We start from the raw sequence: 18180 nt of genomic DNA, 5'->3' as shown, positions 1-18180 counted from the left end.
ATGACAGCAAAAGAACAAACATTAATACAAGAAGCGAACGAAGAGGTTGTTAAGCATTACGATACGGTCCAAAGGGATCCAAATCGCCTACATTATCATCTCATGCCACCGGTCGGGCTGCTTAATGATCCAAATGGATTTATTCAATGGAATGGCACGTATCATCTGTTTTATCAATGGATGCCGTTTAAAACCGGACATGGAGCAAAATTTTGGGGGCATTATACATCGCCTGACATGGTGGAATGGACACATGAAAAAATTGCACTTGCCCCAAGTGAATGGTATGAAAAAAACGGCTGTTATTCAGGGAGTGCGGTAGATCATAACGGGACGTTAACGCTTTTTTATACAGGGAATGTAAAAGATGAGCACAACCATCGAGAAACATACCAATGCATGGCCATTTCTAAGAACGGCTTGGATTTTGAGAAAAAAGGTCCTGTTGTCCGACTTCCAGAAGGCTATACAGCTCATTTCCGCGATCCAAAAGTATGGAAAAAAGACGATACATGGTACATGATTGTCGGTGCTCAAAGCGAGCAGCTCGAAGGAAAAGCCGCGTTGTTAAAATCAACAAATTTAACGGATTGGGAGCATCTAGGAGCGATTGCTGGAAGTCAGATAGGCAATCTTCATGATTTCGGATACATGTGGGAATGTCCAGACTTGTTTGAACTGGATGGTCAAGACGTACTAATCGTTTGCCCTCAGGGGTTAGAGGCAGACGGTATGTTGTATCAAAATGTGTATCAAGCAGGTTATTTTATAGGCGAACTGAATTATGAACAAGCAGTGTTCCAACATGAGAGTTTTGTGGAACTCGACCGTGGTTTTGAGTTTTATGCACCGCAAACTACGTTAGATGAGCAAGGAAGACGCCTTCTTATCGCATGGATGGGAGTGCCTGAACAAGATGAAGACAAGCATCCGACTATTCCGTATAAGTGGATTCATGCGATGACACTTCCGCGTGAATTGTCGATCAAAGATGGGAAGCTTCGTCAAAAGCCGGTCGTAGAGCTCAAAAGCTGCGCACAAATGAAACTGTGTATCAAAATGTAAAGGTGCAAGGTGAATGTCAATTAGAGAATGTGTACGGGAAAACAGTGGAGTTATTAATGACGGATATTTTGTGCGAGGAAAGCTCGTTTGAAATCCGTTTCAGACATCACGCTCGTTTCATATATGATTCTCAAACGAAGATTGCAACGTTGGAGCGGAAGCGTTTGGATGGAGATGGAACAGAAAGGCGCCAATGCAAAATGGAGAGTATAACGAACTTGCACATTTATTTAGATACGTCGTCTATTGAAATTTTCATCAACGATGGAGAAGAAGTATTTACAGCAAGATTATTTCCTAATCCTTCTAATGAAGAAATCTTATTTATTTCTAATGGAACATGTGAAATGAACGTGAGAAAGTGGGATATAAAAGCTTCATAAGTAGAAAGGAGGCTGGGACATAACTAGCCGAAAATAAGGAAAAAGGGTTCGAATCATCGCACTTTGATGATTCGAACCCTTTTTTGGTTGGTTTGTTCTAGTGATCCGTGCTAAATTTGCGTTCGAGGCGATGTACTTTCGCAAGTTCACCGCCATGAACGCAAACCCTAATTCGTTTTTCACGTTCTCTTTGCCCCTTACGGACATTCGTGTGAAACGCAAATTAGCCTTCAGATATCCAAAAACTGGTTCTACGTCAACCTTACGTTTTCCGTAGATTTTACCCGTTTTCTCCTCTGAAAGCAGCTGTTGAATCATTTTCTTTTGTTGTTCCCACTTTTCATTATAATAGATTCTCCGATTAGTTCCTTCCTTCGCTGTGGTACATTGGGAACGGAAGGGGCAACCTGAACAGTCTTCACATTCATAAACCTTGAATGACCGTTTAAATCCATAACGATCGGTGCGGTGGGATTCATAACGAAACGTTAAACGCTGACCATTGGGGCACGTAAACGAATCATGTTCTTCACAGTAATCCCAATTGGCTGTGTAAAAAGGATCGTTTTTTACACCCTTCGTTTTTTCTTTACGATAGGTACTGTATGTCATCAGTGGCGTACGCTTACGATTCTCAAACACATCTTGATCGTTTTCTTCACTTCCATAGCCTGCATCTGCCACAATATAGGGAGGAAGTTCAAAGAAATGGCGCTGAATCTGATCTAAAAATGGACGCAAAGTACGTGTATCTGTTGGATTTGGAAACACATCATAAGCGAGTGTATATTGACCTTCGGTCGCAATTTGCACATTATAACCGGCCTTCAGTTGCCCATTTTTCATGTAATCATCTTTCATACGCATAAACGTGGCATCGTGATCGGTCTTTGAATAGCTATTCCGTTCTTCAAAGATTTCCATATCTTTTTGATACTTCTGTTTCCGTCTTAAAAAATCTTGAAATTGTTTGTGAGCTTTCTTAGGTTCTTTCCGATTTGAACGCCATTGTTTTCGCTCTCTAACGTCTTCACTCGCTTCAATTTTTTGACTAAACTCCTCCACCTTTTCCTCTAGCTTTTTGGTGAGAAGAGAAAGTTCGTCAACGGAAAGTTCGTCAGAGCTTTCTCGTTCGATTTGTGGAAGGATTTCTTTTTCCACTAGTTCGTCATACAGTTGGTTGGACTTGTCAACGAGGCTTGCGCTGTACTTTTCAATGGACTTGCGCCAAACAAACGTAAACTTATTGGCATTTGCCTCCACCTTTGTTCCGTCAATAAAGATGGCTTCATGGTCAATTTCATTCTCTTCAATCAATTGACAACGAAATTGCACAAAACACTCACGCAAAAGGACTTGAACTTCCGGATGAACACGGAATCGATTAATGGTTCGATAGCTTGGTTCGTAACCTTGCGCTAACCACATCATGCGCACGCTATCTTTGAGAAGGGCTTCCATTTTTCTTCCGGAAAAAACGGACTGTGTGTAGGCACATAAAATGACTTTCATCATCATGCGCGGATGATAGGCAGGACACCCTGTCTTTCGTAAGAAGCCAGTGAAGGCTTCGTCTGGAATTTGTTCGACCAGGTAATGGATGGTGAAAGCTATATCATTTTCTTGAAGTTTTCTTTCTAAATCTAAAGGCAAAATCACTTGATTCATGTTATAATCTTTAAACATAAGGACACTTCTTTCGATTTGGATTTTGTGTGGTAACTTAATTCTATCAGAAGTTGTCCTTTGTTTCTTTTATAAAATGAAAAAACATAAATAGATTCGAAAACAGCCGAGGGGAACCAAAATTGGTTCCCCTCGGCTGTTTTCATTTTAATTAGCTGGGTTTTGTCCCAGCCTCTTTTTGTAAATTTATCGTCCAATACTTAAAACAACAGATGGTTACAGCATACATATAAAGAAAAGGTCTACAAAAGAGAGAAGGAGGTTTAAAGAAATATGAAGCCTCAGCGACTACAAAAAGGAGATACGATAGGGGTGGTGGCACCGGCAAGCCCTCCAGACTTACAGAAAATAGCGCATGCGACTCGCTTTTTGAACGAGCTTGGCTTAGAAGTGAAACTGGGAAAGCATATTGGTTCATCATACGGATATTTGGCAGGGAAAGATGAAGCGCGATTGCAAGATTTACATGATATGTTTGCAGACAAAAGCATAAAAGGAATTATTTGTGCAAGAGGAGGGTTTGGAACGGCCAGACTTGTGGAGCAATTGGATTATGAGTTGATTCAACATAATCCAAAAATCTTTTGGGGGTATAGTGACATCACCTTTTTGTATACAGCCATTTACCAAAAAACCGGCCTTGTTACATTTCATGGTCCTATGCTTAGTTCGGATGTTGGAGGGGAAGATGTACATGAATGGACGAAACAATCTTTTCAACAACTTTATTCCATTGAACCGGTCGTTTACACAGAAAAGATTTCTCCGTTGGAAACAATTAACAGTGGGAGAGCGGAAGCAAAGGTGACAGGAGGCAATTTATCGATGCTTGTCAGTACATTAGGTACACCTTTTGAAGTGGATACAAAGGGGAAGCTTCTTTTTATGGAAGAGATTGGAGAAGAGCCGTACAAAGTTGACAGGATGCTTAATCAATTGAAAATGGCAGGAAAGCTGGCCGAGGCTTCTGGCTTTCTTATCGGAAGTTTCCAACAGTGTGAACCGAAGGAACATCATCGTTCTTTATCGCTTAGTGAAGTGATCGATGATTACATGAAAGCGACCGGTAAACCTGCAATGAAAGGGTTTCAGATTGGTCATTGTTCCCCGCATATCGCCATTCCAATCGGTGTTAAAGCGATTCTGGATACAAAGACGAAAAGATTGATTATAGAGTCAGGGGTTCAATTGTAGAAGCTCTACAACAACGAAAAAGGGGGCGATTTTTTTCTCGCCCCTTTTCTTTATGTCCAGCAAATGTTTTAAACCGGGAGGAGTACTTCCGCCATCGTACCTTCACCTTTTTTACTTTTGAATTGAATTCGTCCTTTATGCGATTCAACAATTCGGTAACTGACCGTTAAGCCAAGACCTGTGCCTTTTTCTTTGGAAGAATAGAAAGGTTCACCTAAGTGTTTCATTCGCTCATCCGAAATGCCCGATCCATTATCTTCTACTTTAATGGAAATAACGTTTGAATCATTCATTTCCACTGTGACACGCACAGTGGTCGAAGAGGCTTCAATGGAGTTTTTAATAATATTGATGAACAGCTGCTTTAATTGATTTGGTTCGCATTCAATAAGAGGAAGCATTCCTTTAACATGAAGGGACATTTCGACTCCGTAAAGGTTGGCCTCAGATTCTAACAGGCTCATCACAGATGTTAAAATATCTTTCAAATTGGATGGCTTGAACGACAGTTTTTGAGGCTTGGCCAGCAATAAAAATTCACTCACAATCTCGTTAATTCGATCAAGTTCGTCTTCCATTACATTGTAGTACAGCTGCTTTTTCGGTTCATCATCCTTCATTAATTGAACGAACCCTTTTAGCGAAGTGAGAGGATTTCGAATTTCATGTGCCACACTTGCGGCCAACTCTCCTACGACTGAGAGTTTTTCGGTTTTCCTTAATCGCTCTTCTGCTGCTTTCAATTGAGTAATGTCTTTCGCATAACCGATGACTCCTACAATGTGATTATCGATAATCATAGGGACGAGTGTGGAAGCTAGTACAATGTGTTTGCCATCATGACGAACAATTTCAATTTCTAGATTATTTTGTGCGGTACCTGTGCGAATGACTTGACGGAAAACATTAATTAATTGTTCATGGTCTTCTTTTCGCACAAACTCTAAAATAGATTTCCCGACGTATGCGCTTCTCAATTGACCGGTAATGACTTCAAATTGTGGGTTCATATTAGTAAGATTGCCTTTTAAATCAACCATATAGACCATTTCTGGATTATATTCAAATAAAGATTGATAGCGCTGTTTGTTTTCTGACAGTTCTTTTTCAATTAAAATTCTTTCGGTAATATCTCGTCCAATAACGACAAGGCCTTTGCGGCTACCATCTTTGTAAAACAGCGGAACTTTAATGGTGTCAAATGTCTTTTCGCCGCCTTCTGGTAAGGGGATGCTCTCCGCTGTACGTGTAATTTTCCCTGCTTTCCACGTTTCCTCATCGGATTGTTCACAATAAAATAAGGCATCATGATAAAAATCCGTATATTGGGCCAACTCAGAATCTTTTTTCCCTTTGTAATCAACATGTTCAAGATGAAACAACTTTAAGCCAAAATCGTTTGCTTCAATCCAACGTCCTTCTCCATCCTTAAAGTTAACAAAATCAACCATTGAGTTAATTAATGTTTGGAGCTTTTCTTTCTCCTTTTGGACGGTTTGAAATTCTTCTTTCTTAATTACAAGATAGTAAATAAATGTACTTGATAACAAAATGAATGTAATCGCTTTAATTGTTTGCCACCTAAAAAGAATTTCGATATCGTTTCCAATCAGTAGCAATAGATCGTCGGTGATAAATACCCAAAAAAAGCTAAAAATGATGTATATTAGTAATATCTTCCTTTTAGACATATCCCACCCTCGTTTACTTAATATGCATACTGTTCATTTTACTAGCTTTTTTCATAAAAGAAATAAAAAATCACCAAAAAATAATATTTCCTTCAATAGCATTTGTTATTGATAAATTTTTAAGCGATGGAAACATGTAATGGAAAGATTTCCAAGGAAACCGAAAGGACAACGAACGTAGTGTTGCCCGAAGCGTTTAGTAAACGGTGCTGTAATTTTATGAGGTGTAGAAGGGCGTCCCAAGTTACTGAAAGGTGGAATTACGTTTTTAATTTAATGTTAAATGGCGGTGAACATGATGTCTATAAGTCAATTAGAAGAGCGAATAAAGATGCTGGAAAAGGAAATGGATACGCTAAGACACAGGATACATCAATTAGAGAACCATAGTGATGACAAAGAATTGTTTGAAGAAACAGAAAGCGTAACAGTTCGTACGGAACCTAAAAGGGTGCATAAGGCACCTCAACTTAATGTAGACGAAAGACCAGATCGTAAACAGGAAGCAGTAGATTGGGAAAAGCTTTTGCTTCAAATATGGATGCCGAGGTTGTTTCTATTTGTATTAATTATAGGAATATTATGGGGGTTTAAAGCTGCTTCAGATTACGGGCTTGTTAATGAGCCTGTTAAAGTGGCATTTGGTTTTATCGTGTCAGGTCTGCTTTTATATGTTGGACATAAACAAATGAGACAAGAACGGAAAAAATTTGGGCATGTTTTAGTAGGAGGAGTCATCCCGATTCTTATGCTGACGACATTTGCTATGCACGTTTTATATGGAATGATTGGTTCAACGGCTTCTTTTACCTTAAACGTTCTATGGATTGTGCTCGGTTTAGCTTTAACAAAGCTGTACCACTCTGAAGTGTTAGGAACCATTAGCATGGTGGGCGGTGTGCTAGTGCCCTTCCTTATTGAGAGCGAAGTACCAAATCCATATGTATTTTTAGGCTATGAAACGCTCTTGTATATGCTGTTTTTGTCAATGGCAGTTCGCTTTCATTATGAAAAAATTTATTATGGATCTTCTATTTTGCTCAATGTGGCGTTGTTTTTCTTTTGCACCTTTACAGGAGACATTGTGCAAGGCTATATGGTTGCCCTTCCAATTATCATTCAGCACATGCTACTTTTATATTATTTTGTAAAAGCGAATAAAGAAATACCGACTCATGCCAATACATTGCTGACAAGCTTATTTATTGTTTATGCATGGGTATACGGGACATTTACAGCTGGCTATGTCACATGGTTTTTACTGGCTTCTCTCTTCGTGTATGGGTTGCTTTCTTATAAGCGAAAAGATGATCTTCAAAAAGTTCCGATGTTTCATATCCACTTGATTGTGTTAGGAGCTTTTCTTATTATTCACGCAGTTGATGAGCGGTTTGTAACAAGCCTACTTTTAATTCAAGGGCTAGCAGCTTATTATTCCGTTTTTAAATATCCGAGTTTTGTCAAAAAAGTCGTGTCGCTCTTTATTTATACTGTTGCAGGCCTAAATGTTTTAGTGATCGGCATGATTGATAAACCATTTTCTATCGAGACACTTGATTGGATTGTCTTTCTTGCTACGTTTGTGCTAGGCGCGAAATTTCTATTCAAATATGAAAAACTTAAGAAAGAGTCGGCTCTCACCATTGGCAGTGCTGTATTTGCTCTTCTCTTTCTTATTTTTACAACCCAATTTACACTAGCATGTACACAGCATACGCAGGATGATAGTCAGCGGCTAATCTTAACATTTGTCTGGCTTTTATTATCTTTTGCATGGATTGGAGTCGGAGTGGCAAAAGAAATAAAGCAGGCAAAATATATTGGTGCCTTGCTTCTTATTCTCACATTGTTAAAATTGGTGTTTTTAGACATTCCATATATTCCGCTGTTTATTCGGGCTATGCTGTTTATTGTACTCGGTTTTGCAGGACTTGTCGTTTCCCGTTTTTTTTACCGTGGCTTAACAGTTAGCAAAAAGCCAACTTCAAAACTAAATAACCATAACAAGGATAAAAGTTAACAAGAGCATCCACCATCAGTGAGGGAGAAGTTGGACCCTTGCTGATGGATTTTTTAACGTTTACACTACATACATCGAATTTTTGACTTCTTTAAAGGGGAGGTGATGATAGATTCTCATCTTTTCGATGGAGAAAAGATGGAGATTTTCACATAATAGCTAGAATAAGGACAAGAAGAAAAGAACATAATTTGAGATAAAAAAAGCTTGCATAAAAAAGAATCGCACTTTAAAATAACAGTAACGAAAGCGCTTTCGATAGATGAAGGAGATTTAAAAAATCGATGGTTACAATTTATGATATCGCGAAAAAAACAGGATATTCTGTGACAACCGTTTCAAAAGCATTAAATAATTATACAGACATTAGTCAAAAAGCGAAAGATAAAATTATGAGTGCTGTCCAAGAATTAGGCTATTTACCAAATGCTCATGCACAATCGCTTTCGACTAAGAAATCGTGGACAATTGGAGTCGTGTTTTCAGAGATTTTAGAAGTAGGAATGAAACACCCCTTTTTCAATGAAGTAATTGAGAGTTTTCGTAAGTATGCAGAAAAAGAAGGGTATGATTTAATTTTTGTTTCGCGCAACCTTCGAAGTAAAAACACCAGTTATTTGGAACATTTCCAATATCGTGGTGTAGATGGAGTGGTTGTTATTTGCTCCGATTATGAAGATGAGCAAGTACGTCAACTTATGAATAGTCATTTGCCGTTAGTTGTCATTGATATGAATAATGAAAACACATCAGTCGTTTACTCGGATAATTGTGAAGGAGCAAGAATGGCAGTCGAGTATTTGTACTCCCTTGGTCATCGAGAAATTGCAACCATTGCAGGTCATCAACAAACATTTGCTGGCACAGAGAGACTAAAGGGATTTCAACAAGCAATGAGCCATTTTGGGTTACCAATTCCGGAAGAGTTTGTGATTCAAGGCGGATTTTTCTCTGTTGAAGAAGGCTACCAGGCGATGCAGCAGTTACTAAATGCTCCTCGTATACCTACAGCGGTTTTTGCGGCAGGGGATCATATGGCAGTTGGAGCCATTCAAGCAATTCGCGATCGAGGACTGCAAGTTCCAGAAGATATTTCAATTATCGGGTTTGACGATATTGATCTTGCCAAATATATTACACCAGCGTTAACAACTATTCGTCAAGATAAAGAGTTAATTGGAGAAAAATCAGCAGAAAAATTAATTGAGCAAATTAATCAAAAAGAAAAACAAAGCAATGTGAATGTTATTCCTGTTGAATTAGTCATTCGAGAAACGTGTAAAGGAGTGAGTTAAAATTTTTTAACGCAAAACGAAACCGGTTTCGTTTTGAACCCTTCTAACGTCATTAATGAGTTTTGGCCGCAGGGATGTAAAGTAAAGGCTATGAATATATTTTTTCAATAAATTCGAAACCGGTTTCGGAACAATGAAAGTGAAGATATCCTTTTTTTTATAACTAAACGAAACCGGTTTCGACAAAAAATTATAGAGGAGAGAATGGTATGAAAAAGTGGATGAGTGCTTTATTTGCAGGGACATTAATGTTTAGCTCTTTAGCTGCATGCAGCGGTGGACAGTCAACGAGCTCTTCTGACAAAGATGTTGATTTACGGGTGTGGTCATTCACAGACGAATTGAAAAAACCTATTCAAACTTTTGAAGAGAAAAATGGAGTGAAAGTTGAGTTAACGATTGTACCGACGGCTGATTATCCAACAAAGCTGAAGCCAGTGCTAGAAAGCGGTGTTGGTGCCCCTGATGTTTTTACGGGTGAAATCGCGTTTCTTAAACAGTGGGTAGATGCTGATTATTGGGAGAACTTATCGCAAGATCCTTATAACGCAGACGAACAAGCAGATAAAGTGGTTCCTTACGTATTTGATTTAGGAAAAGATAAAGAAGGTCAAGTGCGAGCGCTTTCTTGGCAAACAACTCCAGGTGGAATTTACTATCGCCGTAGCATTGCGAAACAAGTGTTAGGGACAGATGATCCGAAGCAAGTTGGTGAGATGATGTCCTCTACAGCGGGCTTGTTTGAAGTTGGAGAGAAATTGAAGCAAAAAGGGTATAAATTGTTCCCGGATGAAGGGGCTATGCGTTGGTTTGCACAAGGAAGCAACCAAGTACCATGGGTAAATGAGAAAGACGAGTTAGTCTTAACAGAAGAGAAAAAAGCTTTTATGGATGATGCTAAAAAATTAAGAGAGAACGAATTTACCGCACTGGCAGATGAATGGTCCCCTGCATGGTTAGCGGGGATGAACGGTCCAATTAAAGGAAGCGGAAGCTCAGCAGAACAAACAGAAGTATTCTCTTACGTTTTGCCAACATGGGGCTTGCACAGTGTGTTAAAGCCAAATGCAAAGGATACTGCGGGAGACTGGGCAGTCACTAGCGGTCCGAGCTCTTATTTCTGGGGTGGCACTTGGTTAGGGATTTATAAAGATTCAGAGAAGAAAGAGCTTGCATGGGAATTTGTGAAGATGATGACACAAGATGAAGAGTTTTTAACAGAGTGGGCAACAGAGACCGGAGATGTACTTGCCTTTAATCCGGTTACAAACAAAATTAAAGATACATTTAGTGATGAGTTTTTAGGTGGACAAAACAATTATGAGTTTTTCTTAGAACAGGCGAAAAACATTGAGTCTGGTATTGTCACAAAGTATGATCAGCAGTTGGATATTTTATTTGGCTCCCAAGTGAAAGAGTATGTGGCTGGTAAAAAATCGAAAGAAGAGGCGATTGAAGAATTTTATAAACAAGCTAAAAATGCCTTTCCAAATTTAGAGATTCCAGCACAGTAATCATGCTGACATGGCCGGTTGTAGGATGTGTGTTGCTTCCTGATGCAGGTGACATTTTCATTAGGAAGCTCTTAATAGTAGTTGGCGAAGTGGTTGCATGGAAAAACGTTTTTTAAAAGAGAAATGGGCAACCGGCACATTTTAAGAAAAGGAAGGGTTTTATTATGAAAAAAATTGATTATCACGGCTATCTATTTATTGCCCCCTTTTGGTTAATCTTTTTAACTTTCAGCATTTATCCCGTTCTTTTAACGTTTTATTACAGCTTTACCGACTTTACGGGAAGCGGTACACCCAACACAGTTGGGTTAGAGAATTATAAACGTCTAATCGGTGATACGTATTTTGTAGAAGCATTTTTTAATACATGGAAAATATGGGGCGTCAACTTTGTCTTACAAATTGCGTTAGCGCTTCTGTTAGCGGTGCTTTTCTCTGATTTGCGCATGAAGATTAAAGGAATGAATTTTTTTAGAGCCATTTTTTACTTACCCAACTTAATTACAATCAGCTCTGTAGCACTGTTATTTGGTATTCTTCTAGATTGGCAGCATGGCTCTCTTAATATGCTTTTAATGAACGTAGGTTTGATTTCTGAACCAATTGAATGGCTCAATAAGCCTGTGACTGCTCAACTCTCTGTATCTATTATTTTAACGTGGATGTGGTATGGCCATACATTCATTGTCATTATGGCGGGTATTACAGGAATTTCAAAAGACTATTATGAAGCCGCTCTCATTGATGGAGCGAATCGCTGGCAAACTTTTATCAGCATTACGCTACCTTTGTTAAAACCGATTTTGTTGTACATCATGATCACGTCTTTAATTGGCGGACTGCAGCTATTCGATTTACCGATGTTAATTACAGATGGCTTAGGATCGCCTGAAGGGGCGTTAAATACAATGGTCCTTTATTTATATAATCAAGCGTTTAAATATAATAATTACGGCTATGCAGCTGCAGTAGCGTACGGCTTATTTGTCATCACGCTTATATTCTCTGCCATTGTGTTCAAATCAATGTATCGAAAAGAAGTGAAACAGGGGTGATGGGGCATGATTGAAGTCAAAACAGAAGCAGTATACAACGTACAACGAAAATCAAAGGTTACATTAAAACGACTATCCATAACAAAAATCCTTATTTATAGTTTTTTAACGCTGTTGGCGATTATCAGCTTTCTTCCGTTTCTTATGATGATGTTGAATGCTACAAGAACAAATGCGGACATTTTACAAGGATTTAGTCTTATACCAGGTCAATCTTTAGCTGATAACTATGCAACGATGATGAGTTATGTGAATATATGGAGCGGTTTTAAAAACAGTTTAATTATTGCCATTCTTACAACGGTACTGTCAGGATATTTTTCAGCATTGACGGCGTTTGGTTTTACGTTTTATCACTTCAAAGGAAAGAATGTATTATTTGTGACCATGCTTGTGATGATGATGGTACCAGGCCAACTAGGTTTAATTGGTTTTTATCAGTTAAGTAAAAGTTTAGGTGTATTAGATTCATTTATTCCGTTAATTGTTCCTGCAATTGCAAGTCCATTTATCGTGTTTTTTTTAAGGCAATATTTAAAATCAACGGTTCACGTCAGCTTGTTAGAGGCGGCAAGGATTGATGGGGCCAATGAGTTGAAAATTTTCCATACGGTGGCGTTACCGGTAATGATGCCGGCTATTGCTACAATGTCCATTTTCACTTTTATTGGCTCATGGAACAACTATTTAATGCCATTAGTGTTAATTTTCTCGCCAGAGAAGTATACATTGCCGGTATTAATGGGCTTCTTGAAAGGATCTCCGGTTGCTCAAAACTTAGGTTCACTCTATCTTGGAATTGCGATATCAGTTGTCCCCATTATGATTGCCTTTCTATTTTTATCTAAATATATCATCAGCAGCATTTCAGCTGGATCAGTTAAAGAATAAGGAGTGGAGAAAACATGAATTTTTCAAAGGATTTTATTTTCGGAACGGCGACATCTGCCTATCAAATTGAAGGGGCTCATTTAGAAGATGGAAGAACGTTTTCCATTTGGGATACATTTTCTAGAGTGAAAGGGAAAGTGCATGAACTTCATAACGGAGATATCGCATGCGATCATTATCATCGACATGAAGAGGATATTGAAATTTTAAAGAAATTAGGTGTGGATTCTTACCGCTTCTCGATTTCATGGCCGCGTATTTTTCCTTATGAGGGACAGTTCAATGAAAAAGGGATGAAATTTTACAAAGAGCTCGTTCAAAAGTTAAAAAAAGCAGGAATTAAGCCATCTGTTACGTTATATCATTGGGATTTGCCGCAATGGGCAGAAGATAAAGGTGGCTGGGTAAATCGCGAGTCCGTTAATTGGTTTTTAGAACTTGCCGAAGTGTGTTTTAAAGAATTAGACGAAGATGTCGATATGTGGATTACTCATAATGAGCCTTGGTGTGCAGGGTTTCTCGGATACCATCAAGGTATTCATGCACCAGGTCGGAGAAATTTAGATGATGCGGTTCGTGCTGTTCACCATATTTTGCTTTCCCATGGAAAAGCTGTCCAATTGTTAAAACAAACTTTTGAATCTGCCACGCCAATTGGAATTACGTTAAACTTATCGCCTGTTTACCCGGCTACAGCATCGATTAACGATCAATTAGCAGCAAACAATGCAGACGGATATACGAATCGTTGGTTTTTAGACCCTGTTTTTAAAGGGAACTATCCGACAGATATGATGAATCTATTTTCAAAATATGTTCATTCATATGATTTTATAAAGGACGGCGATTTAGAAACAATTTCCGTGGAATGCGATTTCTTTGGCATCAATTACTATAGCCGCGGCTTAGTGGAATTTAACGGTGCTTCTGATTTCTTAAGTACAGGTGCGTATTCCGATTATAAAAAAACGGGAATGGGCTGGGACATTTCTCCGAATGAATTTAAAGATTTAATTGTGAGATTACGAGAAGACTATACAAAATTACCAATCTATATTACCGAAAATGGTGCGGCTTTTGATGATGTTGTTCAAAATGGACGTGTCCATGATGCAGATCGTGTTGAATATGTTGAAGAACATTTGAAAGCGGTAGCTCAGTTAAACGAAGCAGGAATGAATATTCAAGGCTATTATTTATGGTCGTTATTGGATAATTTTGAGTGGGCGTTTGGCTATGATAAGCGTTTCGGTATGATTTACGTAGATTTTGATTCACAAGAGCGTATTATGAAGGACAGTGCTCTTCGGTATGCAGAAATTATAAAACATCGAAGTTTGTTAACGCCATCACATATATAATGACGCCATCAGCGACCGATCATCTGAAGTTCATGAAATTTTTCCTGACAAACATCTCTTTTTTACAGAAGGTTGTGTAAAGAGAGGAGTCAAGCTTGGTGCATAGGAAACAGGCGAGTCTTATGGGCGAAACATAATTAGTGATTTTAACAATGGTAATCTTATCACCTTGTCATCTAAAAGGAATCTTTTAGATGACAGGGTATTTTTTCGTAAAATGAATATTGAACGAAAGAGAGGAGGAGGCAGTGCATTATTTGTGATAAATTAATTTTTTTGTGTGCTGTTCTTTAAATTTTTTAGGTGATGTACCAGTAAATCTTTTAAATAGCATAGTGAAATAATTAGGGTTGTCATATCCGACCATTTGAGCGATTTCACGCACTTTCATGTCTGTGGAGACAAGAAGTCTTTTCGCTTCTCCCATTCTGCGTGTAATTAAATAATGGATGGGTGAGAGGTTTGTTTCTTTTTTGAATGCATGTGAAAGGTAGTAAGGGCTTACAAAAAAAGTGTCGGCTAAATCATTTAAAGACAGGTTTTTTGTGTAATGTTTATCAATGTATTCTTTCGTTTGGCGTGCCAATGAATTAGCTTTTTCGAAAGAAGCATTGGTGTCTTGGAGTTTCATGATACGGAAAACTAAAGTAATCAACGAGATAAGCAAATGCTGGCAAATTGTTTGATATCCTTCAGCTTGAAGAGCAGACTCCTCAAAAATTTCAGAAAGATAGGTTTTAACTTTAGGAGAGTATTTGTTTTTTCGAATGATTGGTTCAATATGTGAAGGAATAATATGAAGTTCTTTAAGTCCCTCAATTGATAGATCGGCTATTCCGCAAAAATACGTTTTAAGCGGATTTGTAGGGTTAGACCATTCTTCGTGTATCACGCCACTGTTATAGATTAAGATATCCCCTTGCGTTGCTGTATATGTTTTGCCATCAATAATAAAGGTTCCTTCTCCTTCACTAATATAAATGATTTCACTTAAATCGTCATGTTTATGGCTTGAGAACTTCCAGTGGGGATTGTCGCTAATTTGTCCGGCATAAACGAGAATGGGGAGTTTTTGGAATTTATAGCTGTTTGCCGTATATTCTCTTTGGGGGAGAGAATTTATCAAGTTTGTATTCAATAAAACTTTCATCTTCATAGCCTCCCATCTTTTTTTAAGTGTATATGATATAGACGTTTAGTGCTACACGAGGCAGCAAGATATAATAGTTTTTTCTAAAGAAAAACAAGATGTTAATATATTTTGTGTAAGGGGTTTCAAAAGCGGTGTGCGCTGCGGTAGGATACAGTCTTTTATGCTTTTTTAACCAGATGGAGCAACAAGATGTAATAGTTTTTTCAGGAAAATAACAAGATGCTTTATTGTATAGACATAGTGATAAGCTTAATATTGAATTCAAATAAGATTGAATCTTCAAACTAAAATAGGAAGAGGAGATGAAATTGCAAATACATAAACGTGGCATGAAACAGTCAGGAGAATACGCTCTTCAAATGAAAAATATATGCAAATCATTCCCTGGAGTAAAAGCGCTTGAAAATGTTTCTCTTAACGTGAAAAGAGGCGAAGTTCATGCTCTCATGGGGGAAAATGGTGCTGGAAAGTCTACCCTGATGAAAATATTAGCAGGGATTTACACACCTGATGAAGGTGACATTGTTTTGAATGGCCAGAAAGTCGAGTTCCATGATCCGCGAGATGCTTTGCATAGTGGAATAAGTATGATCCACCAGGAACTTAGTTTTATTTCGGAGCTGACGGTTGCTGAAAATATTTTTCTTGGCAGGGAGCCCCGTATCGGGAAGACAGCTATTATCAATAAAAAGAAACAGAGAGACATGGCGTCCGAGCTGCTGGAGCGTTTGCATATACAGCTCGATCCTGGCAAGAAAATGTCCGCTCTTTCTGTTGCCGATATGCAAATGGTTGAAATCGCCAAGGCTCTTTCCAATGATGCCAATATTATCGTAATGGATGAACCAACTTCAGCAATTACGGACAGAGAAGTGGAAAAGCTGTTTCAGATTATTAACATGCTGACAGCCCAAGGGAAATCGATTATTTATATTTCGCACAAGATGGATGAAATTTTTAAGATTGCTGATCAAATTACCATTTTAAGAGATGGTGCTTATGTGGACAGCCGCAAAGCTGTGGACTTAAATGATGATATACTTATTTCTCTCATGGTAGGAAGAGAGTTAAAAGAAGTATTTCAAACGAGAACGTCTGCCATCCAAAATATGTGCATGAAAGTGGAAAATTTAACTCTGAAAGGAAAGTTTGAAAGCGTTTCCTTCTTGGTGAAAAAAGGGGAAATTCTCGGAATTGCCGGATTGGTGGGCGCTGGAAGGACAGAAGTGGTGGAAAGTATTTTCGGCATTTATCCTCCGGACAGCGGAGATATATACATTGATGAAAAGCGGGTCGTTCATAAACATCCGAAAGATGCTATAAAAAACGGTTTGGCTCTGGTGACGGAAGACAGAAAACAGACAGGGCTGAATTTAACAGGAACTGTCAGAGATAATATTAGCTTGGTGAATTTATCTAAATTGGCTGTATTCAATAAGATTATTGTAAAGAAAAAGGAATGCCAGGTGGTAGACGAGCAAATTCATTCGCTTAAAATTAAAACGCCGACAAGAGATATGCTGGTCAAAAATTTAAGCGGGGGAAATCAGCAGAAGATTGTCATCGCAAAGTGGCTCTTAAATAATCCGAATATTCTAATTTTAGATGAGCCGACACGCGGAATTGATATTGGGGCAAAAGCAGAAATCTATAAAATTATTCAAAAATTCGCTGATGAAGGAAAAGCCGTAATTATGATTTCCTCGGAGATGCCTGAATTGATTGGGATGTGCGATCGTATGATTGTGATGAGTGAGGGGAAAGTGACGGGCGAGTTTGGTAGGAATGAATTTAATCAGGAGCAAATCATGGCATGCTGTGCCGGATACATGAAGGGAGAGAAAATAGTATGAGTGTTCAGAAAGAAGCGGCTAAGAGTATATTTAATCCGCTGATGAAAGAGAAGTGGGAGCTTAACGGCGGAAAGGCAGGGGATTTACTTGCGAAGTATGGCATTTATGTAGCATTTGCGCTTTTATTTTTAACTTTGTCGTTTACCTCTGACTCGTTTTTAACAACATCCAACATTTTAAACATATTGAGACAAGTATCTATTATCGGCATTATTGCTATTGGAATGTCCTTTGTTATTTTGACAGGAGGCATTGACCTTTCAGTCGGGTCCATCATGGCACTTTCTGCTGTTGTAGCGACAAGTTTTGCCCAAGTCGATCACAGTCACGCTCTGTATGTGCCGATTGCCATTGGAATGCTGGTGGGTTTAAGCTGCGGTGCAGTAAATGGTGTAATGGTAGCCAAATGGAAAGTGACTCCTTTTATCGCCACATTAGGAATGATGACAGCGGCAAGGGGGCTGGCGATGGTTTATACGGATGGGCGTCCAGTTATCGGCCTCAGTGATGCTTACAACCATATTGGCATTGGTTATTTTTTAGGTCTTCCCATTCCTGTCATTGTTTTTCTTGCTATCACGTTGCTTGGCATTTTACTTCTTAACTTTACTGTATTTGGAAGATATGTATTCGCAACTGGAGGAAATGAACAGTCTGCCAAACTGTCAGGCATTAATGTCACTTTCATTAAAATTGGCGTCTACTCACTTGCAGGGCTGCTTGCGGGAATTGCAGGGATTGTCCTTTCTTCGAGAATTATGTCAGGGTCCCCAGTTTTAGGAGAAGGATATGAACTTGATGCGATAGCGGCTGTCGTCATTGGCGGTACGAGTTTATTTGGCGGAGTCGGCAGTTTGATTGGCACACTTATGGGCGTATTAATTATCGGTGTCATGAATAACGGTCTTGACTTGCTCAATGTTTCTTCTTATTATCAGCAAATTTTAAAAGGAGCGATTATTGTCATTGCTGTTCTCATTGATAAAAAGAACCATCAATGACATGTAATATCATGATTA

General features: G+C 38.6%; 12 protein-coding genes and 1 pseudogene. 10 read left to right on the top strand and 3 right to left on the bottom strand.

What is annotated here, in order from left to right; all coding sequences use genetic code 11:
• A pseudogene (locus ACXAEO_RS13940) lies at window positions 1–1448 on the top strand (glycoside hydrolase family 32 protein).
• On the opposite strand, the gene ACXAEO_RS13935 reads toward ACXAEO_RS13940, so the two are convergent.
• Window positions 1443–3134 (bottom strand): IS1182 family transposase, encoded by a 1692-nt coding sequence (locus tag ACXAEO_RS13935; protein ID WP_474882029.1) that lies wholly within the window; start codon window positions 3132–3134, stop codon window positions 1443–1445. The pseudogene ACXAEO_RS13940 and the gene ACXAEO_RS13935 sit on opposite strands and share 6 nt — an antisense overlap.
• A 273-nt stretch (window positions 3135–3407) precedes the next feature.
• Here ACXAEO_RS13935 and ACXAEO_RS13930 point away from each other — a divergent pair, with 273 nt between their 5' ends.
• Window positions 3408–4328 (top strand): S66 peptidase family protein, encoded by a 921-nt coding sequence (locus ACXAEO_RS13930; protein ID WP_474882027.1) that lies wholly within the window; start codon window positions 3408–3410, stop codon window positions 4326–4328.
• Between the two features lie 68 nt (window positions 4329–4396).
• On the opposite strand, the gene ACXAEO_RS13925 is transcribed toward ACXAEO_RS13930, so the two are convergent.
• Window positions 4397–6019 carry a PAS domain S-box protein gene (locus ACXAEO_RS13925; RefSeq protein WP_474882025.1) on the bottom strand — a complete coding sequence of 541 codons (1623 nt, stop codon included), beginning with the start codon at window positions 6017–6019 and terminating at the stop codon, window positions 4397–4399.
• A 295-nt stretch (window positions 6020–6314) separates the two neighbouring features.
• Between ACXAEO_RS13925 and ACXAEO_RS13920 the strand changes: the two genes are divergently transcribed.
• The 6 genes from ACXAEO_RS13920 (at window position 6315) to ACXAEO_RS13895 (ending at window position 14155) form a co-directional block, all read left to right on the top strand.
• Entirely contained in the window at window positions 6315–8039 is a 1725-nt protein-coding gene (locus ACXAEO_RS13920) for a DUF2339 domain-containing protein (protein ID WP_474882023.1), read from the top strand.
• Between the two features lie 284 nt (window positions 8040–8323).
• Window positions 8324–9334, top strand: coding sequence for a LacI family DNA-binding transcriptional regulator (locus ACXAEO_RS13915; protein WP_474882021.1), 1011 nt, complete (start codon window positions 8324–8326; stop codon window positions 9332–9334).
• A 209-nt stretch (window positions 9335–9543) separates the two neighbouring features.
• On the top strand, window positions 9544–10848 hold the full coding sequence (locus ACXAEO_RS13910) for an ABC transporter substrate-binding protein (protein ID WP_474882019.1): 1305 nt from the start codon (window positions 9544–9546) through the stop codon (window positions 10846–10848).
• Window positions 10849–11012: 164 nt separating this feature from the next.
• Complete coding sequence (locus ACXAEO_RS13905) at window positions 11013–11903, top strand: carbohydrate ABC transporter permease (RefSeq protein ID WP_474882016.1); 891 nt, start codon at window positions 11013–11015, stop codon at window positions 11901–11903.
• Window positions 11904–11909: 6 nt separating this feature from the next.
• The gene (locus ACXAEO_RS13900; protein ID WP_474882014.1) at window positions 11910–12794 is read left to right on the top strand and encodes a carbohydrate ABC transporter permease; all 885 of its coding nucleotides are present in this window, start codon (window positions 11910–11912) and stop codon (window positions 12792–12794) included.
• 14 nt (window positions 12795–12808) lie between these two features.
• Window positions 12809–14155, top strand: coding sequence for a GH1 family beta-glucosidase (locus ACXAEO_RS13895; protein ID WP_474882012.1), 1347 nt, complete (start codon window positions 12809–12811; stop codon window positions 14153–14155).
• 253 nt (window positions 14156–14408) lie between these two features.
• On the opposite strand, the gene ACXAEO_RS13890 is transcribed toward ACXAEO_RS13895, so the two are convergent.
• On the bottom strand, window positions 14409–15305 hold the full coding sequence (locus tag ACXAEO_RS13890) for an AraC family transcriptional regulator (RefSeq protein ID WP_474882010.1): 897 nt from the start codon (window positions 15303–15305) through the stop codon (window positions 14409–14411).
• A gap of 305 nt (window positions 15306–15610) precedes the next feature.
• On the opposite strand from ACXAEO_RS13890, the gene ACXAEO_RS13885 reads away from it, so the two are divergent.
• Together ACXAEO_RS13885 and ACXAEO_RS13880 are read left to right on the top strand one after the other, a co-directional pair.
• Entirely contained in the window at window positions 15611–17161 is a 1551-nt protein-coding gene (locus tag ACXAEO_RS13885; RefSeq protein ID WP_474882008.1) for a sugar ABC transporter ATP-binding protein, read from the top strand.
• On the top strand, window positions 17158–18162 hold the full coding sequence (locus ACXAEO_RS13880; RefSeq protein ID WP_474882006.1) for an ABC transporter permease: 1005 nt from the start codon (window positions 17158–17160) through the stop codon (window positions 18160–18162). The genes ACXAEO_RS13885 and ACXAEO_RS13880 overlap by 4 nt, the downstream gene beginning before the upstream one ends.
• Window positions 18163–18180 lie beyond the last annotated feature (18 nt).

Source organism: Bacillus sp. ABA4_010, from assembly GCF_056159105.1.
Note: the sequence above shows the minus strand (reverse complement) of the source record. Positions and strands in the feature narration are given on the sequence as shown.